At 34.9% G+C, this 23,353-nt stretch carries 19 protein-coding genes; 2 read left to right on the forward strand and 17 right to left on the reverse strand.

Features of this window, described 5'->3' with window-relative positions:
• Nucleotides 1-7: 7 nt before the first annotated feature.
• From kdpB to G7059_RS08755, 5 genes are all read right to left on the reverse strand, one after another.
• Nucleotides 8-2,035 (reverse strand): potassium-transporting ATPase subunit KdpB, encoded by a 2,028-nt coding sequence (gene kdpB / locus G7059_RS08735; protein ID WP_166081709.1) that lies wholly within the window; start codon nt 2,033-2,035, stop codon nt 8-10.
• 15 nt (nt 2,036-2,050) lie between these two features.
• Complete coding sequence (kdpA, locus tag G7059_RS08740) at nt 2,051-3,688, reverse strand: potassium-transporting ATPase subunit KdpA (protein WP_166081710.1); 1,638 nt, start codon at nt 3,686-3,688, stop codon at nt 2,051-2,053.
• A gap of 15 nt (nt 3,689-3,703) precedes the next feature.
• Entirely contained in the window at nt 3,704-3,781 is a 78-nt protein-coding gene (kdpF, locus tag G7059_RS10695; protein WP_166082103.1) for a K(+)-transporting ATPase subunit F, read from the reverse strand.
• A gap of 97 nt (nt 3,782-3,878) precedes the next feature.
• Nucleotides 3,879-4,565 (reverse strand): response regulator transcription factor, encoded by a 687-nt coding sequence (locus G7059_RS08750; protein WP_166081711.1) that lies wholly within the window; start codon nt 4,563-4,565, stop codon nt 3,879-3,881.
• On the reverse strand, nt 4,540-7,140 hold the full coding sequence (locus G7059_RS08755; RefSeq protein ID WP_166081712.1) for a sensor histidine kinase KdpD: 2,601 nt from the start codon (nt 7,138-7,140) through the stop codon (nt 4,540-4,542). The genes G7059_RS08750 and G7059_RS08755 overlap by 26 nt, the downstream gene beginning before the upstream one ends.
• A gap of 175 nt (nt 7,141-7,315) precedes the next feature.
• Here G7059_RS08755 and G7059_RS08760 point away from each other — a divergent pair, with 175 nt between their 5' ends.
• The gene (locus G7059_RS08760; protein WP_166081713.1) at nt 7,316-7,861 is read left to right on the forward strand and encodes a glutathione peroxidase; all 546 of its coding nucleotides are present in this window, start codon (nt 7,316-7,318) and stop codon (nt 7,859-7,861) included.
• A gap of 15 nt (nt 7,862-7,876) precedes the next feature.
• Here G7059_RS08760 and G7059_RS08765 read toward each other — a convergent pair whose 3' ends face one another.
• From G7059_RS08765 to G7059_RS08805, 9 genes are all read right to left on the reverse strand, one after another.
• Entirely contained in the window at nt 7,877-8,857 is a 981-nt protein-coding gene (locus tag G7059_RS08765; protein ID WP_166081714.1) for an EcsC family protein, read from the reverse strand.
• 129 nt (nt 8,858-8,986) lie between these two features.
• Nucleotides 8,987-9,697 (reverse strand): glucosamine-6-phosphate deaminase, encoded by a 711-nt coding sequence (locus G7059_RS08770; RefSeq protein WP_166081715.1) that lies wholly within the window; start codon nt 9,695-9,697, stop codon nt 8,987-8,989.
• Nucleotides 9,698-10,006, reverse strand: coding sequence for a PTS sugar transporter subunit IIB (locus G7059_RS08775; protein WP_166081716.1), 309 nt, complete (start codon nt 10,004-10,006; stop codon nt 9,698-9,700). It lies immediately after the preceding gene.
• The gene (locus G7059_RS08780) at nt 10,003-11,475 is read right to left on the reverse strand and encodes a glycoside hydrolase family 1 protein (protein WP_305038674.1); all 1,473 of its coding nucleotides are present in this window, start codon (nt 11,473-11,475) and stop codon (nt 10,003-10,005) included. The genes G7059_RS08775 and G7059_RS08780 overlap by 4 nt, the downstream gene beginning before the upstream one ends.
• A gap of 6 nt (nt 11,476-11,481) precedes the next feature.
• Nucleotides 11,482-12,963 (reverse strand): family 1 glycosylhydrolase, encoded by a 1,482-nt coding sequence (locus G7059_RS08785; RefSeq protein WP_205700204.1) that lies wholly within the window; start codon nt 12,961-12,963, stop codon nt 11,482-11,484.
• A 13-nt stretch (nt 12,964-12,976) separates the two neighbouring features.
• Nucleotides 12,977-14,413: a glycoside hydrolase family 1 protein gene (locus tag G7059_RS08790; protein ID WP_166081719.1), complete on the reverse strand. Its 1,437-nt coding sequence runs from the start codon at nt 14,411-14,413 to the stop codon at nt 12,977-12,979.
• 49 nt (nt 14,414-14,462) lie between these two features.
• The gene (locus G7059_RS08795) at nt 14,463-15,791 is read right to left on the reverse strand and encodes a PTS sugar transporter subunit IIC (protein WP_166081720.1); all 1,329 of its coding nucleotides are present in this window, start codon (nt 15,789-15,791) and stop codon (nt 14,463-14,465) included.
• Nucleotides 15,792-15,805: 14 nt separating this feature from the next.
• Nucleotides 15,806-16,105 carry a PTS sugar transporter subunit IIB gene (locus tag G7059_RS08800; RefSeq protein ID WP_166081721.1) on the reverse strand — a complete coding sequence of 100 codons (300 nt, stop codon included), beginning with the start codon at nt 16,103-16,105 and terminating at the stop codon, nt 15,806-15,808.
• A 3-nt stretch (nt 16,106-16,108) separates the two neighbouring features.
• Nucleotides 16,109-16,441, reverse strand: a complete 333-nt coding sequence (locus tag G7059_RS08805) for a PTS lactose/cellobiose transporter subunit IIA (RefSeq protein ID WP_166081722.1) — start codon at nt 16,439-16,441, stop codon at nt 16,109-16,111.
• A 308-nt stretch (nt 16,442-16,749) separates the two neighbouring features.
• On the opposite strand from G7059_RS08805, the gene G7059_RS08810 reads away from it, so the two are divergent.
• The gene (locus G7059_RS08810; protein ID WP_166081723.1) at nt 16,750-17,178 is read left to right on the forward strand and encodes a DUF3284 domain-containing protein; all 429 of its coding nucleotides are present in this window, start codon (nt 16,750-16,752) and stop codon (nt 17,176-17,178) included.
• Nucleotides 17,179-17,239: 61 nt separating this feature from the next.
• On the opposite strand, the gene G7059_RS08815 is transcribed toward G7059_RS08810, so the two are convergent.
• The 3 genes from G7059_RS08815 to G7059_RS08825 form a co-directional block, all read right to left on the reverse strand.
• Entirely contained in the window at nt 17,240-19,867 is a 2,628-nt protein-coding gene (locus G7059_RS08815; RefSeq protein ID WP_166081724.1) for a PRD domain-containing protein, read from the reverse strand.
• Between the two features lie 515 nt (nt 19,868-20,382).
• Nucleotides 20,383-21,606 carry an LlaJI family restriction endonuclease gene (locus tag G7059_RS08820; RefSeq protein WP_166081725.1) on the reverse strand — a complete coding sequence of 408 codons (1,224 nt, stop codon included), beginning with the start codon at nt 21,604-21,606 and terminating at the stop codon, nt 20,383-20,385.
• Between the two features lie 10 nt (nt 21,607-21,616).
• Nucleotides 21,617-23,353: an AAA family ATPase gene (locus G7059_RS08825; RefSeq protein WP_166081726.1), complete on the reverse strand. Its 1,737-nt coding sequence runs from the start codon at nt 23,351-23,353 to the stop codon at nt 21,617-21,619.

The raw sequence follows: 23,353 nt of genomic DNA on the forward strand, positions 1-23,353 counted from the left end.
CACCCTCCTATAAAGAAATCATTGCGAGTATTGGCGATATTACAAGATCAATAAGTTTTATCGCTACAAATGGTGTCACAATTCCACCTAAACCATAAACCATCATGTTTCTTACTAATAACTTATCCGAGCTGTCTGGTCTATATTTTACCCCTTTCATTGCAAGAGGTATTAAAGCAGGAATAATAAGTGCATTGAATATAAGAGCAGAAAGAATCGCGGAGTTTGCTGAACTTAATGCCATTACATTTAATACAGATATTGCTGGGAAAGCAGATACAAATAGTGCTGGTAAGATTGCGAAGTACTTCGCTAAGTCATTAGCGATACTGAATGTAGTCAATGCTCCTCGTGTCATTAATAACTGTTTACCAATCTCAACAACATCCAGTATTTTAGTAGGATCAGAATCTAAATCGACCATGTTTGCAGCTTCTTTAGCAGCAATAGTTCCACTATTCATTGCAATACCAACATCTGCTTGAGCTAAAGCAGGTGCATCATTAGTTCCATCACCAGTCATTGCAACGATTTTACCCTGGTCTTGTTCTTTCTTAATGGCTTCTATTTTATCTTCAGGCTTACATTCTGCTAAGAAACCATCAACCCCTGCTTCTTGAGCAATCGTGGCTGCTGTTAAGGGATTATCTCCCGTACACATGATGGTCTTAATACCCATTGAACGAAGCCTTGCAAATCGTTCGACTAAACCTTCTTTAATCGTATCTTTAAGGTAGATTACTCCTAGTATTTCTCGGTTACGAATAACCACTAATGGCGTACCACCTAATTTTGAAATAGACTGTACTTTAAGGTCTAGATCTGATGGTATTGCACCATAGTTTGCTTCAGCATACGTTTTTATTGCATCTGCTGCACCTTTGTATACTTTTAAGGATTCACTAATATAGCCACTCATACGAGTTTGAGCTGTGAACTCTTCGAACAGTGATTCTCTCAACATATCATCAGTAATTTCTATATCAAATTTTCTTGCTAAAGCGATAATAGATTTGCCTTCTGGAGTCGTATCTTGAATTGAAGACAATGAAGCATGATAAATCAAATCATTCAGTTCAACACCTTCAACAGGGATAAACTCTGCTGCCATACGGTTACCATAAGTAATGGTTCCTGTTTTATCTAATATCATGACATCAACATCACCACAGGATTCAACAGCCTTGCCAGACATTGCAATCACGTTAAAACGAGTGACACGGTCCATACCTGCGATTCCTATAGCTGATAGAAGTCCACCAATAGTTGTTGGGATTAAACATACAGTTAAAGCGATAAGTATTGATGATGGTATCTCTATTCCTAGTGACTTTGCCATAGGCTGTAAGGTAATGATAACGATGAGAAAAATAATCGTTAGAGAAACTAAAAGTGTACTAAGAGCAATTTCGTTTGGTGTCTTTTTACGTGAAGCACCTTCTACCATTGAAATCATTTTATCTAAAAATGAATCCCCTGGCATTGAGGTGATTACTATTTTTAGCTGATCACTGGCTACTGTTGTTCCACCAGTTACTGAACAGAAATCCCCACCTGGTTCTTTGACTACTGGAGCAGATTCTCCTGTAATTGCTGATTCATCAACAGTCGCTACCCCTTCGATTACTTCACCATCGTTTGGAATAACTTCACCTGCTTTGACAATCACAACATCACCTTTTCTTAAATGTGTTGCACTGATGCTTTCGATAGTTCCATCAGAGGTAAGTCGATTCGCCATCATATCTTTCTTTGTTTGTCGTAGTGTGTTTGCTTGAGCTTTACCACGACCTTCTGCGATGGATTCCGCAAAGTTCGCAAAGAGTAATGTTAGTAATAAAATTACCGCCACAATCCCATTCAAAGGTCTTAGCTTAGGATCACTATCGCCAAATAGTGTAGGAAAGAAGGTAAGCAGTGTTGTTAAGACAAAGCCTACTTCAACTACAAACATGACAGGATTCTTAATCATATCTTTAGGATTCAATTTCTTAACACTTCCTAAGAGCGATGTTTTAATAATATCTTTATTCATACAATCACCTTATTTCTAGAGTAAACTTTCTGTAATAGGTCCCAGAATTAGTGCTGGGAAAAATGTTAGTGCTGATATCAAAATAATAATAACGAGTAAAGCAATGGTAAATATTCCTGTATTTGTACGAAGTGTTCCGATGGAATCATTCATTGTTTGTTTCTTATACAATAAACCAACAACACTGAGTTGAAGATACATCGTGACATATCGCGCAATAAACATAACTAAAGCTGTGGATACATTCCAAAACAATGTATTATCCTGTAGACCTTCAAATCCAGATCCATTGTTTGCGGAAGCTGATGTAAACTCATAGAGTATTTGTGAGTAATTATGATTGCTAATCCCTGTAAGTCCCAATACTTTGAGAGCAATAGCAGTGAAACCTAGAATTAAAAGTGGATGAATAATAATAACCATAGCTACTCGTTTCATTTCTTGACTTTCTATTTTCTTTCCAAAGTAAGAAGGCGTACGACCTATCATTAAGCCACAAATAAACACAGTTAAGAAGACGTACATCATAAGGTTCATAAAACCAACACCTGAACCTCCAAAGACGATATTCAACATCATTAGGAACATTGGAACTAAGCCACCCAGTGCCGTTAATGAATCATGCATACTATTCACTGATCCAGTGGTAAAAGACGATGATACTGTGGTAAAGATTGATGAGTTCAAAATACCAAAGCGTAGTTCTTTACCTTCTAAGTTTCCAGTGTTCATAAGTCCTAAGTCTGCGAGAACTGGTGATCCTTGATACTCTGCATAAGTAATCGTAAGGAAAGCAACAAGAAAGAAAATCATTGAGACAATAATCAAAGGAGTGCTTTCTAACCAAGACTTCTTGTCACCTTGTTTTCTAGCACTTAAACCAAAGGCAACAAGTAAACCCCCAGGTATCGTAATCATCGCTAGCATATTAATAATATTCGTAACAAGATTAGGGTTTTCATAAGGCATTGCAGAGCTTGCACCAAAGAATCCTCCACCATTTGTACCCAAGTGTTTGATTGCTTCTAGAGCTGCCACAGGACCTAAATTAATAATCTGGTGTCTTCCTGTGATTGTAGTTACTTCCATTTGTGTTTGTAGTGTTTGAGGTACGCCTTGCCATACGAGAAGGATTGCAATCACAAATGAAACAGGTATTAAGAAACGTATTAGTATTTTCACGATATCTTTATAGAAATTTCCAAAAGGTTTACCTGTTAATCCTCGAATGAATGCAAAACCTACAGCAATTCCTGAGGCACTTGATACAAACATAAAGGTGATAATTACAAACATTTGAGAGTACAAGCTCAACTGTGTTTCACCGGCATAATGTTGTAAGTTTGTATTCGTCATAAAACTTACAATTGTATTGAAAGCTTGGTCAACACTCATAAGGCTTCCTGACGTTAATAGGATAATGATAAAGCCAATAATAGACAAGACCATATTCATTGAAAATAGGGCCCAAAAGTACTGTTTCCAAGTCATTGGTTCAGTTGGTGCTGAGAACGATTTCAAAAGAACTCCTTCGATATTTGAAACAATTCCACGACTCTGAGTTCTTGGTTCATTCAATAAATAAAATAAGTAGCGACCCGAAAGCATGACGACACATGCAGCTAGGATCATAAAGATAATTAATGTTTCCATGATACTTCCCCTCTTTTAAAACTTCTCTGGATTCATAAGTGCATAGACAAGATAGCCTAGCAGTAATATAACGATAATTAGTAGGTAAATCATTAGCAAAATCCCTCTCTTTTAATCAATGGAATTACTATAGCACCGAAGATATTAAGATAGTATTAAGATTAAAAAAAGATACCGGGTGAACAGTATCTTAGTTTTCTATTTTGATCATTCGATAGCCAACTCCTACATGTGTTTGCAGGTAGTTGTTGTTGGGATCATACTTTTCAATTTTCTTTCTTAGGGTCGTTACAAAGACTCTGAGTGCAGGGATGTTATCGGAATAGAGACCCCATACTTCTTTTAGAATCGTATTGTAGGTCAAGACTTTACCAACATTTTGTAGCATCAAAAGAAGTAGCTTGTACTCAGTAGGAGTTACATGGAGCTCATGATTATCAACCATTACCGTTCTTTGTGACACATCCATTTTCAACAATCCGTTAACCACAATATCTTGCGAACCATCAACAGATTGAAGCCTACGTATTGCCACTCGAATTCGAGCGAGTAACTCATCTGGATCAAATGGCTTTGTAAGGTAATCATCAGCACCTGCATCCAGTGCTGCTATTTTATCCATCATTTCTGAACGAGCACTTACCACTATAATGGGAGCATTGGATTCTTCTCGAATCTTGTGAACAACTTCTACACCATCTTTATCTGGTAAGCCAAGGTCTAAAAGAACAACATCAGGATTATTAGCATGGAATAGTTGAATCCCCTCTCTTGCAGAACTTGCAAACTGATAAGAGTAGTCGATTAAAGAAAGAGTGGCTCCAACTAAATCTTGAATTCTTGGATCATCCTCAATGATTAAGATTTTTGCTTTCATCGACAACATACCTCCTTAAGCTTATTTCAAATGATACACCATGAGGGGTAACATCATTAACTTTAACTTTACCACCATGTGCCTTTACAATCTCATGAACTAGGTAAAGTCCCAGTCCCATGCCCCGTCTACTATCCTGCTTTTCTGTATAAAACATATCAAACAGTTGAGACTTATCTTTGATGCCAGGTCCATTATCTTCAATAATAACACTGACTGTATCTTTCTTTGATCGTGTGCTAATTTTAATCTTTGCATCAGCAGGTGTGTATTTTATTGCGTTATCTAAAACATTTGTAAATACTTGAATGATTAGCTTAGAATCGACACTTACTGTATCTATAACTTCACTCGTCTTGTATTCAAGTGTGCGATTCCCTAGTTTTGATTGAACTCTATCAATGCTTTCCTGTATCAAGTCCTCTAAGACTTCTCCTTCAAAATGAAGCATGGTCTTAGAATTATCAATACGTGTTACTGCTAAAAGGTTTTCAACAAGATCAATCAACCAAACAGCATCCTTATGAATTCCTTCATACAAGTTAAGTCTTTGTGTGCTTTCTAACTCAGGATTCTTAATCAAGAGATCAGCGTTTCCAGATATGCTTGTTAGTGGCGTTCTAAGGTCGTGGGAAATCGTGCGTAATATGTTTGAACGTAATTTCTCTTGCTCGAGGCTGAGTGTGGACTCTTTTTGTTCTTCATTAAGAATAGCCTTCTCTAGGGCTAATCCTCCTTCGTTAATCAAGGATACCAAAAGGTTCTTTTCAAAGGCTTCCAAAGGATCATGGAGTTCAACAGCTACTACAGCCACTACCTTGTCTGATGAACGAACTGCAAGATAGGTACATACTGCATTTGAAAGCGTATTTGTTTGTGCTCCTGCACGTTTATTATTCTCATAGACCCATTCTGCAATGGCCCGTTCTTGTTGACTTAACAGAATATCATGAACATATTCTTGCGTTGCATCGACAAATACCATTGGGACGAGTTGACTATCTTCAAAAGTATAGATGATGACATTTTCATTGACTAGTTTCTTAATTTGATTACCGATTGCAGCAATTATCTCTGCCTTTGTGTTTGCACCTTGGAGCTTCAAACTTGTCTCTAGAAGTATATCGGTTCTATAGGTCTTCTTAGCAGAATCAATACTTCTTTGTTTTAATTTCGTAGTTAAGGTACTTGTGATAAACGCTGTCGCAAACATGAATAAGAATGTAAAAGGATATCCTGAATCGTATGCTGCAAAGGTAAATCGTGGATCTGCAAAGAAGAAATTAAACACCAATACCGCGAGTACTGAGGATATGATTGACCATATTCGTCCATCAGTAATAAGGGAAGTAATGAGTACACCTAGAATAAAGACAATTATTATATTTGCTTCAGTAAAGCCTAATTCAAAGAAGAAGTAACCGATAGCAGTCGCTATACTTAACATCGCAAAGACTTTCAAACCATCTCTGAGTCTAAATGTTTCTTTACCCAAAATATTAGAACGTTTCTCATAGTAAACTGTTGATGAGTCTGGGATAACGTGAATATCAATATTAGGGGCATACTCTGCAAGTTGGTCAATGATGGATAATTGTCCAAATCTGACCCTTTTCTTAGAACTCTTACCAATTACTATTTTTGAGACATGACTTATTTTGGCGTATTCAGCAATTTGATTCGCAATATCATCACCATAGAGTGTCGTCAATTGTGCACCAAGTTCCTCTGCTAAACGAAGATTCTCTTTAACACTTTTATCACGTACTGAATCTATTTCCTCAAACTCAACATAAACCGCAGTAAACTGTGCATGAAAAGCATCTGCCATTCTCGCAGCTGTTCTAATAACTTTATCACTTGTAGGTGAATCAGAGATACAAACTAAGATGTGTTCTTTTGTGAAGCTACTTGATGGCAAGTAGTTTCGTTGGTTGATTTGATCCGCTGTTTTCCTTAAGGCAATCTCACGCAAGGCAATCAAGTTTTCTTCTAGAAAAAAGTTTGATAATGCACGTTGAGCTTGAATATCTTTGTATATTTTTCCTTGGTTGAGCCGTAACATTAATTCTGATGGAGAAATGTCGATAAGTTCAACAGTATCTGCATCTTCAAATACGTGATCTGGTATCCGCTCTTTAACAACAACTCCAGTTATCTGTTCAACAACATCATTAAGACTCTCAATATGTTGAATGTTTACGGTAGTGTAGACATTAATACCATTTCTTAGAAGCTCTTCAATATCTTGGTATCGTTTCCGGTGCCTCATTCCTTGTACATTAGTATGGGCAAGTTCGTCTACTAATATAACTTCTGGATGTCTTGATAAAGCTGCTTCCAAATCAAACTCTTTAATTTGGATTCCTTTGTATGAGATGATCAATGGTTCAATAGACTCTAACCCTTCGGATTTTTGAATAGTTTCTGGTCTTTGATGAGGTTCAATATACCCCGCAACAACATCCACTCCTGCTTTACGAAGACTTTGAGCAGCCTCAAGCATTGCGTATGTTTTTCCAACACCCGCTGCATACCCTAAGAAGATTTTAAGTTTCCCTTGTTTCTGTTCCATAATTCATCTCCGACAATTAGATTCTAGTTGAATTCATTATATCACTCTAGGTATTAAGAGTGTATTAAGATAATGGTCTGTGAGGTCACTTTGGATTACGTTTTTACTTAAGTAGTGGGCAAAGAAATTGATTGCATCCATATTTGAGATTATGATTGAGTTAGAGGTGAATCATATGAATACTATTTATGATTATTCAATAACACGACAAGATGGAACTGAAGAATCTCTTGTAAACTACAAGAATAAAGTTCTCTTAATTGTGAATACAGCGACACGATGCGGATTTACAGGACAGTACGAAGGACTCGAAAGTTTATATCAAGAGTTTAAAGGTCAGGACTTTGAGATACTCGATTTCCCAAGCAACCAATTTATGAATCAAGCTCCAGAAGACGATGAAGGTATTAATGAATTTTGTTCCTTGAACTATAATACGAGTTTCTCACGCTATAAAAAGATTGATGTTAATGGAGATGATGCGACACCACTCTATCGTTATCTTAGAAAACAACAACCAAAGGATGAAGGAACTCATGCAAAAGACTTTGCTCTGAAACTAGCAAACTTTAAACATCGTAAAGAGAAAGATGCAATCAATTGGAATTTTACTAAGTTTCTAATTGATAGGAATGGAAACGTAGTTCATCGTTTTTCTCCTTCGGTAGAACCTTCTGAACTTAGAGAAGTGATACGAGACATGTTAAAGGACCCACAATAGGGTCCTTTGTTTCGTTTATTTCTTATCCTTCTCAATTTTCATCCGAGTTTTAGTTTCAATATCTTTCATAAACTTACCCATCTTCTTACCCATATTACGAGTGCTTTCCGCAGCTTTCACTGTACCGGCAGCTACATCTGAAATGAAGTCGCTAGCTTTTTCTCCAAATGAAGCTCTGTCTTCTTCAATAAGCTCAACAATTTCTTCTTCAGGTAAATGATATTTACGAAGTTCGTTCTTCAATCTATTTGCCATGGGAACCATTGTAGCGGTATTGATACCTGCTGAGGCAACTCCCCCAACTATTGGAATAGCTTTGGTAGCAAATCCAGATAATGAAGATTTAGTAAGTGTCTTAGAAGAAACAACTTTTGTAATTTGTTTAAGTGTAGGATACCACACTGTCTTGGTAAGTGGTTTAGAAAGAATCTGCTTAGCTGCATACTTACCAACGTTTGGTGAGATTGCCCTTAGAACAGTTCCACTACCAGTAGCCATAAACATTATCCCTAGGAATAGGATTAATGTGTTCCTACTGGTTTCACTTAACTCATCACTTTCAAATAGATCAGAGAATCCATATGTATATGCAATTTGCTGTGCAAGTCTTAAGCTAAACGCAAAGTTTTGCATAACGTCTGCTGGTATTGATGCAGCCATTGCAAAGCCTCCGGGCAAGCCTAAAAGAAATGCAGCAGAGCTTGAAGCTGTAACATTCTTTGCAATAATTGATGAGGCTACCTTGTCCATGGTTTCAATACTTAGGTCTTGAAAAAAATCAACCCCATCAGCTTCAATAGCACTAAGATTATATGCTTCCATCAAGAATGTAGTTCGATTAACTTTTACCCCTGGTAAAGTAATTGCTTTTTCTATTACTCCTATTAATGGGTTTTCCCCTAAATCATAACTATCATCCGCTATGGCTGGTAAATTTTGATCGTCTTCTTCAATTTCTACCACTACTTGTGAATCTAATTCGTCATTATTTTTCATATCATCCACCTATATTTTCCTATAATACTAATTTATCATATTATTCGAATAGTTACATCAATATATAAGATTTTAATATAAAAGAACACCTTGCCGTTTAAGTAACAAGGTGCTCTTTACTAATTATATTTATCGTGTTAACAAAGACGCAGCATCTTCATCTAGGACTACCGTTAAATTTGGATGTAGTTTTAGTATTGATGCAGGAACAGTTGATGTAACCGGACCTTCCAAGGCTTTCTTTAGAATTTCAGCTTTGTGTTTACCATTTGCGAACAGTAAAATTTGCTTCGCATTGAGTACTGTCTTAGGACCAAATGTTACACCTTTACCTGTAGGTTCAATACCCATGTGTTCCTTCATCATTTTATATTCCACACTATTTTCATCAAATTCTATCGTATAAATATCATTTTCAAATTTTGTGTATTGTGGCATATTTGCACAGAAATGACCATCTTCACCAATTCCGATAACTATCAAATCAATACCACCTGTATTGCTTAGGTCTTTTGCAATGTTTTGATAATTATCAGCTGTCATTTCATGAATGAATTCTTTATCAATGCCGCAAGGTACATAGAACGACTTTGATAGTTCTTGCATTGTAACACCCATTGCCTCATTCTTAATTCCAATCTCATCGAAATTGTAAAAATGTGCCTTAAGGTCTGTATGAATATCTTTCAATTCATTTGCGAGAATCTCATACATTCTTTTTGGAGTGTTGCCTGCAGTTAGGGACATATTCACACGGTATTCAGACAACATTTTTGTAAGAACGATTTGTGCTGACACCCTACTCATTGATTCATAATTCTTTGTTACGATTACTTTCATTTAATTCTTCTCCTTGTCGTTGTACATCTCTTGTGCCAATTTATAGATATTTTCACAGTTTTGCAAACCATAGTCTAGGGTTGCAATTGGGCTGACTGGTATAGAGGTGTTCTCTCTGACTTCTTTAATTCGATAAGCGACCTGAGGTCCCATTAATATTATATCGTAGTTCTCAGCATGATATTGATAGGAACCCAATCCACACGCTTTAATACTCAGTTCAACACCAATGCTATCCCAGTGTTTTTCCATTTTTTTAAGGAGGAGTCCTGTTGAAGCTCCTCCAGCACAGACTAAGAGAATTTTCATAATGAATCTAAATCTTGACCATTTGATTCAATTACTTTTTTGTACCAATAGAATGAATCTTTTCTATAACGATCCATTGTTCCATTTCCTTCATTATCTAAGTCAACGTAAATGAAACCATAACGTTTCTTCATTTCGCCTGTACCCGCAGAAATAATGTCGATACAACCCCATGAAGTATATGCAATCAAATCAACTCCGTCTTGAATAGCTTCATCCATTGCCTTAATATGTTCTCGGAAATAATCGATACGGTATTCATCGTGAACTGATCCATCTTCTTCAAGAACATCATCTTGACCGAGTCCGTTTTCCACAACCATTAATGGAACTTCATATCTTCCGTATACTTCATTCAAGAAATAACGAAGTCCTGTTGGGTCAATTGCCCATCCCCATTCGCTATATTCTAGGTGTGGGTTCACTGCACCAAATGAGAAGTTACCACTTGCTTTTTCTACATCTTCTTTCGCTGTAACACACATTGTCATATAGTATGAGAAGCTGAAGTATTCAACTGTACCTTCTTTTAAATCAATTGTATCTTGTTCTGTAAAGTCGAGTTCAACACCGAATTGATCCCATAGTCTCTGTGCGAACGCAGGATAATGACCTCTTACCTGTACATCACCACAGTAATAAATATTTCTTTGGAATGATTTTTGTGCTGCAAGAACATCATCAGGATTCGGTGTTAGTGGATACGGTGTAATACCATTTATCATACAACCAACTTTATAGTCTTCACTAATCTCATGTGCCAGTTTTACAGCATGACTACTTGCAACAAATTGATTATGAAGTTCTTGGAATCTTTTGCTGATTATTTCTTTTGGCATATCTTTTGCAAATTCCACAAACATTAACTGATTGTTGATTTCATTAAAGGTTAACCAATATTTTACAAGTCCCTTATACTCTTCAAAAACAGTCTTAGCATAGCGATCGAAATGTTTGATTACTTCACGGTTAGACCAGCCTCCGAGCTCTTCTTCTAAATATATCGGAGTATCAAAATGCCATAAAGTCACTAGAGGCTCAATATTGTATTTCTTCAACTCTAAGAATACATTTCGATAGAATTCAAGACCTTCTTTATTTGGTTCTTCCTCAATACCCTTAGGGAAGATTCGTGACCAAGCAATCGACATTCTGTACATTGTAAATCCCATCTCCGCAAATAAAGCGATATCTTCCTTATAACGGTTATAGAAATCTACTGCATTGTGACTTGGATAATAACGATCACTTTTTACGTAACCTTTAGCATTTTCAGGTTTTGATTGGAACATTGGAACTTCAATAACATCACCATTCTCCAACTGATACGTTTTAGCACGCAAAGTATCAAAACTTCCTGCTGTTGTGATGTCACTATCAGTCATCCCTTTTCCATTTACATTCCAAGCACCTTCACATTGATTAGCGGCAGTTGCACCACCCCAATAAAAATTTTTAGGAAACATAATTCACCTTTAGTCTAAGTCCTTTCCTTGTGTTTCAATAACTTTCTTATACCAGTAGAAACTGTCTTTTGGATAGCGGTTTAAACTTCCTTCTCCGTCATCATTTCTATCAACGTATACAAATCCATAACGTTTCTTCATTTCACCAGTACCTGCAGATATTAAGTCAATACACCCCCACATTGTATAACCTATCAATGGAATACCATCAAGATTGATTGCTTCTTCCATGGATTTGAAGTTAAGTTTTAGGTAGTTAATTCGATAGTCATCATGTACTTTATTATCTTCAGTAAGCTCATCGTCCCATCCAATTCCATTTTCTACAATCCAAAGTGGCTTGTGATAACGGTTATAGAGTGTATTTAATGAGATTCGAAGACATGCAGGATCAATAGACCATCCCCAAGCATTTGTTTCTAAATAAGGATTCTTGATGCCCATGATGAAGTTCCCACCACTTGCTTCAAGATTCTCGGTATGTACTGTATAAGTACTTGAACCGTAGCATGAGAAGCTCATAAAATCGTGTGTGAATTCTTTCAATAATTGATAATCTTCTTCTGTATCTTCAAGAACAATTCCTTCACGTTTGTATTTTAATAGACGGTGTTTTGGATACTCTCCAAGCATTTGAACATCTGCATAGAATAAACCTGTTTGCGATTTTTCAAGTATTAACAATTGATCTTTAGGATCAGCTGTATAAGCATATGTCGGTTGATAGCCTAACATCATACCTACTTGGATTGTTGGATCTATCTTTCGAGCAGTACGGATTGCTTTTGCGCTTGCTACGAACTGATTGTGGGCAGCTTGTGCTTTAGTTTGAGGTGTATCTACCATTAAACCACCAGCCATAAATCCTGCAAATTCCATCATATTAATTTCGTTAAATGTTAGCCAATATTTTACTTTACCTTTGTATCGTTTAAATACGGTTGAACTGTATGTTTCAAAGAAGTCGATAACTTTACGATTTGCCCATCCACCATAGTTAATTGCTAGAGCTAGTGGAGTTTCGTAATGTGACAATGTCACAAGTGGTTCGATGCCGTATTTGATACATTCATCAAAGACTGCATCGTAGAATTCTAGTCCTTCTTCGTTTGGAGTAGAATCATCCCCATTAGGGAATATTCTTGCCCAGTTCATACTCATTCTAAATGTTTTGAATCCCATTTCTGCCATCAAAGCAATGTCTTCTACATAGTGATTATAGAAGTCAGTAGCAACGTGACTTGGATAGTACTCATCTTCTAATACAGCAGGAATTGCACCTACAGGAAATGACATTGCTGAAGCAAATCCAATACCTGTTCTCCCAGTTTCTTGTGTCTTAGGATTAATCCAAGTAATTTCTCTAGGTCTTGTATGTGATCCACTTACAATTACATCTGATGTACTCAATCCTTTACCACCCGATAAATATCCACCTTCATATTGGTTAGCAGCAGTAGCTCCTCCCCATAAAAAATCTTTTGGAAACATAATTTCTCCTTTTCTAGTCTAGTTTTTCACCATTACTTGCAATGACTTCTTTGTACCAATAATAACTATCTTTAGGATAACGATTCATAGGTGAATTTTTTGCTACTTCATCGTCATCATTTCTATCAACATAAATGAATCCATAACGTTTATTTATTCCTTCACGTGTTGATACAAGGTCTAAAGCACTCCATGGGCAATAGCCAATAATATTTGCACCTTCTTCAATTCCAAATTTCATGTGTTTGATTGTTTCTCTTAGATGTTCAATACGATATTGATCATGTACTTTACCGTCTTCTTCTAGTGTATCTGGTCGACCATACCCATTCTCTGTAATAATCAATGGTAAGTTGTATCGGTCGGTTAAGCGTCTTGCAGTGATTCGTATACAGTATGGATCATAAGTATTGCCATCAACTGAGTTTTTTGGAAGGAAAGGATTCTTAACAGCCTTACCAACACCAGGTTTATCCATTAATTTCATTAAGTAACTAATATCACGGTTATCTGCATCTTTAAGATCACTTAAATCTAGTTCATAATACTCAAGATATTCAGTAGTATCATTACCATAGCAATTAAACCCAATGTAGTCAGGTTTACATGCTTTCATAACCTCAAAGTCACCTTCTTGTACATCAATAACGATATTATTTTGTTCAAAGTACTTCCATACACTTGCAGGGTATCTACCAAAAATTAATGAATCAAGATAGAAGTTATTTCTTAAATCATCCATATTTAATGCAGCAATATAGTCCTCTGGATTTGCTGTTGCAGGATATGACGTTGTAATGTTTGGTGCAGGTCCGATTAATGCATCTGGACACATTTCATGACACATAATAATTGCCTTTGCCTGTGCTACTAATTGGATGTGTGCTTGATTGTAAAGCTCTGTACCCGTGTTGAATTTTCCTGAACCACCGATCATATCGAAAGCTCCAAAGAAAATTAGCATATTTTGCTCATTATATGTTAACCAGTACTTCACATCATCTTTAAAGTTCTCAAATACTACCTTACAATAATTTAGATACGCATCGATCATCTTTCGATTTCCCCAACCCCCATACTTGTTTTGTAAATCAAGTGGTAAGTCAAAGTGGAAAATCGTAACGATTGGTTCGATTCCGTATTTATGACATTCTGCAAATACATTTTTGTAGAATTCAATTCCCTTTGGATTAACTTCACCTTCACCAGTAGGAAGGATTCTACTCCATGATAATGACATACGATATGCTTTAAATCCCATTTCTGCCATCATAGCGATGTCTTCCTTGTAATGACTATAGAAATCAGATGCATAATGGAAAGAACATGTTCCTGGATTAGGTTTCTTTACATCCCAAATTGATAATCCACGACCGTCTTTATCAAAACCACCTTCAATTTGTGCGCTGGATGAACTAGCACCCCATAAAAAATTTTCTGGAAAACTCATATTTGCCCTCTTTTCTAAAAATGGCGCCGTATACTGGCGCCATAAATTTTTAAACTGCTTCTTGTGCTTCTAGCGCTTCTGCTTCAGCTTCTTGTTTAATAAGTTGTTTTTCGTAAACTTTAAAGAATGGTAAGTAGATTAATGCTGCAGGAATTATCATAATATAATCCCAGATAAAGTTTACCCAACTTAGTGATCCTAAGTATCGACCAAATCCCATTGGTAACAGTGCCGAGATTGGAATAAATGCAGGAATTAATAGACCGAACTTGTAACCCATCCACGTTAGAATCATAATGACTGGAACGTTTAATACGTAAGGAATACATAAGATAGGGTTATACATTATAGGCATACCGAATGTTAGTGGTTCGTTAATTCCAAACCAACCAGGGATTAGTGAGATCTTAGCAACTGCACTAATTTGTTTTGATTTAGAACGTAATCCAAAGATTGCTAATGGTAATGTGTTACCTGTACCACCAACCATTGCAAGTGCACTAAAGAGTGCTACAGGATAGAATTGTAATGCATCGATTCCACCTGCTGCGTATGCTGTAGCATTAGCTACTGCTGCTTGGATTGATAAAGGCATGATAATTGGAACAACGATCATTGTACCGTGAATACCAAAGCACCATAAGAGTGTTGCAAAGATACCAATTAAGAACATACCAGGTACGGATGTTAATGCACTAAGAGGTGCACTTAACAATGCCATAAATCCTGAAGGTATTGTATACTGACCACCTGTAGTTGTTGACACTGCTACAGATACACCAAGGATGATTACCAAACTAATGAACAATGGTAAGATTGCTGAGAAACTGTCTTGTAAGAATTGAGGCACAACATCTGGCATTTTAATACGGATATTATGATCCACACAGAATTTCTCTAATCTAACTGAGAAGAATACAACGATGAATCCAACGAACATACCTGTTGCTCCTAAGTAATCCATCATGATTGCTGTACTCATTCCACCTAATGCAGCAGGGTTTTCGACAACTGTAAGACCACCAGCTACAATTAGGAAACAGATTAATGCATCAACTGCGTTCATAATAGGTGATTTCATTTTTAAGTTCTTTGCATAGTTATATGCAAACAATGCAACTACCCATAATGACAATAAATTCATTGTATATTGATAAGGTAAATAAATCAGATTATAAACTGCATCACCAGTCTTGAATAATCCTAGCATTTGTTCACTACCTACTGAACAAACGATTTGGGAAATAGCCCCAACCATTATAGCCGCCATAACTCCCATCATTGCTGATTGAAGTGCAGCTAAGAATTTATTACTACCAAGTTTTTGTCCAAAATCTTGCAACTTTGCCATCATTGGACTATTAAACAAATTCTCCATTTATTCTTTCTCCTCTATTTTTGAGCGTATAGTTTATTTGCGAGTTTCATAATGTTATCGCAGTTAGCAACAGCATAATCAAATGATTGAATTGCTTCTGTAGGTAAACCAGTATTCTCTTTAACTTCTTTTAAACGATAAGATACTTGAGGTCCCATCATAACAATATCAAAGTCTTGATATACATCTTGGTACTCACTAAGTCCCACAGCCTTAATATTTAATTCTTGACCATGTTCCTTCCAATAAGTTTCCATCTTCTTCATTAAAATACTCGTTGACATTCCACCAGCACATACTAATAATATATTCATAATTTACTCCTTTCTGCTTCTTTCTTTATCTTTGTACATTTCTATCATTTCTCTGATCAGTTCACTTGCTAACATACTTGTCATTAAGTGATCCTGAGAATGAATGAGAAGTACATTAATTTCAACTTTTTCCCCATTTGCTTCCGCAATTAATAAATCTGTCTGTGCTTTGTGGGCAAGATTTCCAGACTTGGCGGATTCTTTCATTAAGCGATCTGCTTCTTCGAAATTTCCTTGCTTAGCTTCTTCCAAAGCTTGAAATGCAAATGAGCGAGAATCCCCTGAATTAGCAATAATTGTCATTGACGCTAATTCGAGTTGGTTGTTATCACTCATCGGTTTACCTCCTTCATGTCAACTTGAACACCCACATCTTAGTGTATAAAACACCATACAGTCAAGGAGACAAAAAAGTCCGAAATTCACATAATATACAGTGTTTTCTTAGTTTATACTCAAAAACCGATAAAAATCACCTATTATTAGTGAAAGTTCTTGTTGTTTGAATTAGTGTATAATCATTTCGCTTTTTATCAAGCTAGTGTATACTTCGTTTGTTTAATGTATATTTTTGATGAATAATTTCCTGTTTTTGAGAAACCTCGAATCCTTTTATTTGAAATATTCTATGCTATAATACGAATATGAAACTAATAAGAACCTTAAAAATAGATTCTGATGACTTCTATAACTTCTTAGAGAAACAGCTTATAGAAGAATACAAAGAGTCTACAGGAAAAACAATCACTGCTGATAATATCGTTAAAGGTCTTCGTTTTAAAAAAGTGGGCGACAAACAGTTTGGGAGCGCTGATGTACTTGTCACATACTATAAACGTGGAACAAATTATGCAGTAACAATCCGTTCTGCTTCGGACACCATTCAGATTTCTTATACAACTAGCAAAGACCCTAAAGGGTTAACCATAGAATTTGAACAAATCATCCAAAGCTTTGAGAACAAGAAACAAAATAGATTCTTTAGAATGTTCAGTGAAGGTGTATATCTTGGGAGAATGTCTGACACACTTTATGACATTCAAAAAGCAATAGACAAGAATAATGAACAATAAAAAAAACCCGATGTGAGTTATGGGAACTGGAATCAACCAGCCCCACACTCTATCGGGTTTTCTATATTTTCTTCAACATCATGATAATTGTTGCGATTTCATTATCATCAATCATTACCTTAAATCGTTTTTCTAAGTCTCTCATATGACGACTAATTACTTCGTAATCTTCCTCAAACATATTAATTATCTTATCTCGGTCTTTATTAATGTGAGGATGTATACCTTCTAGCAGTCTTTCTAATAAGCTCGCTAGATGAATAAATAAGCCCAAACGCTGATCTTCAGTAAGTGGGTATAGAATACTTAATTGATCAACAATCTCTGGTAAAGTTGTTTTCAACTTAGGAACAGAGACATAACGCAGCTGTTCTTCCAGATGTTCATAGATTTGCTCATAATCAAAATTGGTTGAGTTTACAGGTTGGAACATCAAGATACGATCTAAGAATTCTTTTCTAGTCTCAAAGATTTTAGAAATCGATATAAATGGAATTCCAAATAGCTTAGGATCATAGGTTCCTACAAATGCATGTATTTTATAGACCTTACGTATTTCTGTAACTCTTAGTATTAGTTCTTCTCTATTACTAATTGCAAGTGGAATTGTTTTCATATCAAGTAGTGATGAGTTATCTATATAATCTTTCAATTGAAGAGCTCCACCCTCTCCCGTATGACAAAGCGTAATAATAACTTCATTCTGGCGTTCTTCATTCTTAGCATACTTACTAAAACTTAGGTTCGTCATATGGAGAACATAGTCGATATCAGTCTCCATAGAACATCTTCGAGCAATGTCTATACCCATTAGTGTAATTGGAATGTTGATTGTACGAATCTTTATTGGCAATTCTTCACTTAACGTATCCAACATGGTTTTTATTGAACCCATATCATAGAGAACAAGTACGCCTTGTCCTTCATCTATTTTTAAGATTAGGTTTCGAATATCTTCGAGTGCTTCACTAGTATCAGTTGATAGTTCCAAATCATAACTATGAGCGTTGTTGGAATGAGTTAGTGCATTCGTTACTTCTTTTAATGATGAAGCGGTACTTGAACCGTGCATAATATAGAGTAACACAGGATTCCCTTCGCTCTTATCCTCATCATTTTCAATAATAAACATCGTAATGAGAACCACTTCCTCAATAGGTAAGTCAATATCTAGAGATCGCTTTAACTTCTCAGCAAATTGAATACTTAGTGCATATTCCTTTGGATAGTTTTGAATGATATCAACAATACGTGTATCATCGACTCGCTTCATCTTCGTATCAGTAGATAGTAAGGAGTTAATATGCAGACATAAGCCGTAGAAGACATTGGATTTAAATGTACGTTTTAGTTCTTGACTACATAGATCAATGAATGCAGATACCTTTGAAATTACTCGACTGTCTACTATTTTAGACAACTGGTCTACTTGGTTTTTATCATCTGATTGCAAGTAGTAACGATATTGTCTTGATAAATTAGATACGTGTTCATTGATTATATCTTCAATACTCTCTGTGTTGATTCCTCGATTAGATAGTTCATCATATTGCTTACGTATCTCAGCATACATGTCATCTTTTCGATGATTATTTAGAAGTAAGCCAACCTTTTTATCATAACTTAATGAAGGTTCATCACCTATTAACTGATTAATCTCTAATGATTCGCCTCTTGCTATAAGTAGACTCTTACGTATTTCTTGTTTGAAATCTGACAGGTAAACATACACATCTTCATCTTGTTCATTCACAACACGAACATAAGCATTGGCACAGGCAGAGATGATTTCAATCTCCATCTCTTTTATATTGTATTCAAACTCATGAGCAATTAGGGCACACACGATATCTCTTTCCACAATAATATTTCGATCTGAGTTCGTAGCTTCAATTGTAAAGAAGTGATTTACCAGTTCAAAGCGTTCTTCTATACTTCTCTCAGAAAGATTCGGAAGTTCTATAGTCATTGGGATTTTTTGATTGATATCGTTTCCTGTTAAGGTTGGACTTGCAATAATAAGAACAATATCATCAAATACTTGGACTTCACTTAAATCTGAGTTACTTACTCTCCCAGTATCAATGAACTCGAATAATCGACTTTGTTGCTTGCCATCTAAAATGTCAAAGTTATCAATAAACAGAACACCATTTTGAGCTTTAGCAAAGGAGCTCTTGGATAAGTCATCGTTATAGCCAAATATTTCGTCAGTTAATAATTCTGGTGTTTTAATAAAATGCTTACAGTTAATTCTAATAAATGGGGCATTGCTTTGAAGAATTCCTCTCTCAATAGCAAACTCGTACATTAGCCGTGCAAAATAGGATGTCCCCGTTCCACGTTGAGACATCAGTAGTACGTTTAAACTTTTCTTAGGATACAGTATCGCTGCTTTGGCCAACTGAACTGCATTCTTTAAACTACCATCAAAGCCGACGAGTTTTTCAAAAGTACTATAATATGCACTTGCACCTGTTTGTTTCGTAATGCTGTATAGCACCGGACGAGAATCACTTTTTTCTAATTTTCCTTCCTGTACTAACTCATTAAGGACCGCACTTACATTCGATCTTTGCATGTTTAGTGCAAGAGCTACATTTTTTGTATCTATACCAGAAGTAAAATCATTATTAGTGTAGGTTTCTTTCTGAATGTACTCATAAATTAGTTCTTTACTTGTTTTCAATGCAATTTACCCCCAATTGATTATATTGATTTTAGTATACGATAAAAGAAACACTGATTCAAACTTAGACTTGAACTTAATAAATATTACTTCTATTAACTATTAGCATTTGTAGCTTGTCAATCTATGTCATGAAAAGTGAATTACTTAGATGACTCGCCAATAGAAAACTCCTTGGAGTTATAAGAAGGATAAGTCTATTAGAAAAGAATATGCATTAAACTTATTAGAAGCTCTGACACAAGAGAAAAATATTTGGAATATATTATTAACAAACGAGTTTCAATCAAATAAAAGGACTGACTCCTCAAAATACAGAATTCAATCCTAAAATTTAATCTTAGAAATTCAAAGTCCCAAATAATGGGTTCACTTCAAAATTAGTCATTTTCTCCCACATACTAATTTACAGTAGCGAGATTTTTGAAAATAGTAGAGTTACCTATCAAAAACTAAATCTAAACTATTTAAGTGCCAAATACTTAAATCCCTTATTATCCCTCCACTAAGTACAGTTATTTGAAATCAATATTTTTCTTATGTTTCAGGACATAATCTATGACGCTTGGCAAATTTATATAATGTTCAATAATTTTTACGCCATCTATATCGCTTCTATCTATATGTGTTTTCGTATAATAATTCTTATTTGTTGGCATTATTAATCCATTCACAATCTGTTGATTTGGATATAATGTTTTCATGTGATAGTGATAATACGCTTGTTTGTAATTCATGTCTCTAATATCTTGATTAAAATACTTGGAATCAAAAACATAAACCACATCATCAACATATAAGTGATCCAACTCAATTCGATAGAATAAGTCGTTTCCTTGACTTCCTCTTTTCTTTCTTATTGCATTGGACTCAACATAATATTGTTTCGGCTTTTTAAAACTAGCAGAACTATTTTCAATAAACTCAATTTTATCATCGGTATACCCACCAAAATTACCATTTAAATAAACTTCAACCATTTTTTCCCAATAGTCCTCAAATTTTAAAGTTAATAAGCGAACATTGTCCTTCAATCTACTTTTCCATTCCATGTATTCGATCAATCCATGAATCAGGCGTTTCTCAGCATCCTTGAAATAATTAGCTTTAATTCTGTTTAGTTGAATGGTAACATATTCTAAGTTTTCAAATATACGATTGTTACCTTTTCTATTATAATTAAATATTACAGAAATCATTTCAGAATAATTAGCTGCATCTCCAAGAGCGAAATCCATACATTCACTCAATAAAACACTTTTATTCCTCGTCTTTCTCAATACAAACGGAGAAAAAATTATTCCATTTTTCACAATAAGTTTGTTAGATGTGTTTACAGTTCTATTCCAATCTACATTACCTACGTACCCAAGTTCGTTGTATTTCTCACTATCTTTGTAAAGCCCGAATTTCTTGTAATAATTTGCAATCTCCCAGTACGCCCTTACTGGAAATTCCTTCTTTTCACCATTATCGAAACTTCCTGAACTAATTCTACTCATTGAGATTAAAGTTAATATTTTTTTGATGCACTCACCATCGTTGTCACTAAAACTAGAAACCTCATAATGTTTAGGAAATGAAATTATACATAAATCTCTTTGAATAATGGTTCCCACAAATGAAATTGTCATAATTCCATTTCTTACATCACAATACTCAGTAATCTGATGTTTTTCTGCAAAAGATCTTTCTATTCTTTGACCATCATTAATTATTATCATTTCTTTCGACTTCATCAGCTCACCTCTAGTATACTGTTGAGTCATAAATTTCTATGAAGTCTTCACTGAATACATTATCATTATTTCCAAACGCTTTGTATAATTTAGAAAATGAAGAGAAATCTTCTTTGAATATACTAAAGTCGTCTAACATAGCTGCCCCTTGGACATCACTCCATAAGTAGTGTAACAATTTATTTTGCAAAGATTCATATTTTTCAGTGTCATTCTTATAATTATCAAATTTAATAAAGAATTGTCCCAATTGTTTGTCTTCGCTTAACTTCAATTTTTCTATAATAAACTCATTAATTCCTAAATATAATTTATTCCATTCAAATTCTTTACCATCATTGAATGTAAACACAAAAGTATTTAATAGCTCATTAGAATCCCTATCTCTAACAGGCTCTACATCAACATATATTAAATCAAAGCGTCTCTTAAAGGCCGTATCCATTACATTAACATTTTGATCGCTTGTATTAATTGTTCCAATTATATGAAGGTTCGATGGTAAATATATTTTATTTATATCGATAGCTTTTCTTTCAAAATAATGAGATATTAGATCATTATTAATTGAGTACTCACTAATCCCAAATTTATCTCTATCCAACAATTGAAACAGGTCTCCAAAAATGCTAGCAATATTACCTCGTGTCATCTCTTCAACAATTAGAAATATATCTTTCTCAGCAAAATTTAATGCCATAGCTAATGCTTGCGTAAATATTCCAGGTTGGAAATCATAACCAATCTCACCATTTCGAGATACTGGCATTATATTTCCAACAAAATTATAGTATGAGTAATCAGAAAAAACTGTAGTTTTGAAAACATAAGGGTTATCCTTTTCTTCAATTGATGGATAACATTCTTTTATTAATTTCGATACATCAAAGCTTTTCCCAGTTCCTGGAGCTCCAAAATATAGCTTCTGGATCACGCTATTACACTTATGATGCTCAATATCATCTGGATTTATGTAATCCTTTTGTTGAGGAATCCAAGAATCAACATAATCAAAATAAGAAGTCCGTAGCTCATTAAATTTTTTGTCTGGATCTTCATAATCCCAAAACTCATCAAATGTTATTATATCTAATAGTTCTGATTTATATTTAATATCATCATCTTGCATGTCTAATATAAGGGTTATTTTATCTCCAGAATAATCAACAAACTTAGACCAGCTTAGTATGCTTAACAGCTCCTTTATCTGTCTGTCTTGGTGTTTCCAAGACCTATTAGTTAATGAAGCAATATTGCTTCCTAGTTTCTTAGATTTTCTAAATTCTATTATTTCTTTTATTACCGCAACTCTATCAGGGCTAGAACTTTTTGCAATTGCATCATTATAAAAAATAAAAGACAAAATCTCCTCCACAGATAAATATGCACTATCCTTATCCATTTGTTGAAATAAAAATAAGAGCTTAATAATTTCTCTGAGAGGAGCAACTTGAATCTTATCATCTATTGTATCGTTAAAATTTCCTTTTGTTCTAGTATTAGGAAATTGAAATGTCTTAATAAAGTTTAAGATAACTCCTCTAACATCATTTTGCGCAGCAAGTAAAGCACTATTTCCTTTGTTAGTCAGATTAAGATAAAAACCAATTGTCTGTGCACTATTATTTATTGATTTATCTTCTTCTGCTGTAGGTACTGTATCCGTAAGAAACATTTTAGAAAATTCTACTGCTTTTTCCTCTAAATTTGATACTCTCATATCGTTGGTATATAAATAATGATACAT

This window comes from Erysipelothrix sp. HDW6A, assembly GCF_011400295.1.
GTDB lineage: Bacteria > Bacillota_I > Bacilli_A > Erysipelotrichales > Erysipelotrichaceae > Erysipelothrix.

Bases quoted from the DNA above. Each gene is read 5' to 3' on its own strand.
- kdpB (WP_166081709.1), bottom strand. From the start codon at position 2,035: ATGAATAAAGATATTATTAAAACATCGCTCTTAGGAAGTGTTAAGAAA.
- kdpA (WP_166081710.1), bottom strand. From the start codon at position 3,688: ATGGAAACATTAATTATCTTTATGATCCTAGCTGCATGTGTCGTCATG.
- kdpF (WP_166082103.1), bottom strand. From the start codon at position 3,781: ATGATTTACCTACTAATTATCGTTATATTACTGCTAGGCTATCTTGTC.
- G7059_RS08750 (WP_166081711.1), bottom strand. From the start codon at position 4,565: ATGAAAGCAAAAATCTTAATCATTGAGGATGATCCAAGAATTCAAGAT.
- G7059_RS08755 (WP_166081712.1), bottom strand. From the start codon at position 7,140: ATGGAACAGAAACAAGGGAAACTTAAAATCTTCTTAGGGTATGCAGCG.
- G7059_RS08760 (WP_166081713.1), top strand. From the start codon at position 7,316: ATGAATACTATTTATGATTATTCAATAACACGACAAGATGGAACTGAA.
- G7059_RS08765 (WP_166081714.1), bottom strand. From the start codon at position 8,857: ATGAAAAATAATGACGAATTAGATTCACAAGTAGTGGTAGAAATTGAA.
- G7059_RS08770 (WP_166081715.1), bottom strand. From the start codon at position 9,697: ATGAAAGTAATCGTAACAAAGAATTATGAATCAATGAGTAGGGTGTCA.
- G7059_RS08775 (WP_166081716.1), bottom strand. From the start codon at position 10,006: ATGAAAATTCTCTTAGTCTGTGCTGGAGGAGCTTCAACAGGACTCCTC.
- G7059_RS08785 (WP_205700204.1), bottom strand. From the start codon at position 12,963: ATGTTTCCAAAAGATTTTTTATGGGGAGGAGCTACTGCTGCTAACCAA.
- G7059_RS08790 (WP_166081719.1), bottom strand. From the start codon at position 14,413: ATGAGTTTTCCAGAAAATTTTTTATGGGGTGCTAGTTCATCCAGCGCA.
- G7059_RS08795 (WP_166081720.1), bottom strand. From the start codon at position 15,791: ATGGAGAATTTGTTTAATAGTCCAATGATGGCAAAGTTGCAAGATTTT.
- G7059_RS08800 (WP_166081721.1), bottom strand. From the start codon at position 16,105: ATGAATATATTATTAGTATGTGCTGGTGGAATGTCAACGAGTATTTTA.
- G7059_RS08805 (WP_166081722.1), bottom strand. From the start codon at position 16,441: ATGAGTGATAACAACCAACTCGAATTAGCGTCAATGACAATTATTGCT.
- G7059_RS08810 (WP_166081723.1), top strand. From the start codon at position 16,750: ATGAAACTAATAAGAACCTTAAAAATAGATTCTGATGACTTCTATAAC.
- G7059_RS08820 (WP_166081725.1), bottom strand. From the start codon at position 21,606: ATGAAGTCGAAAGAAATGATAATAATTAATGATGGTCAAAGAATAGAA.
- G7059_RS08825 (WP_166081726.1), bottom strand. From the start codon at position 23,353: ATGTATCATTATTTATATACCAACGATATGAGAGTATCAAATTTAGAG.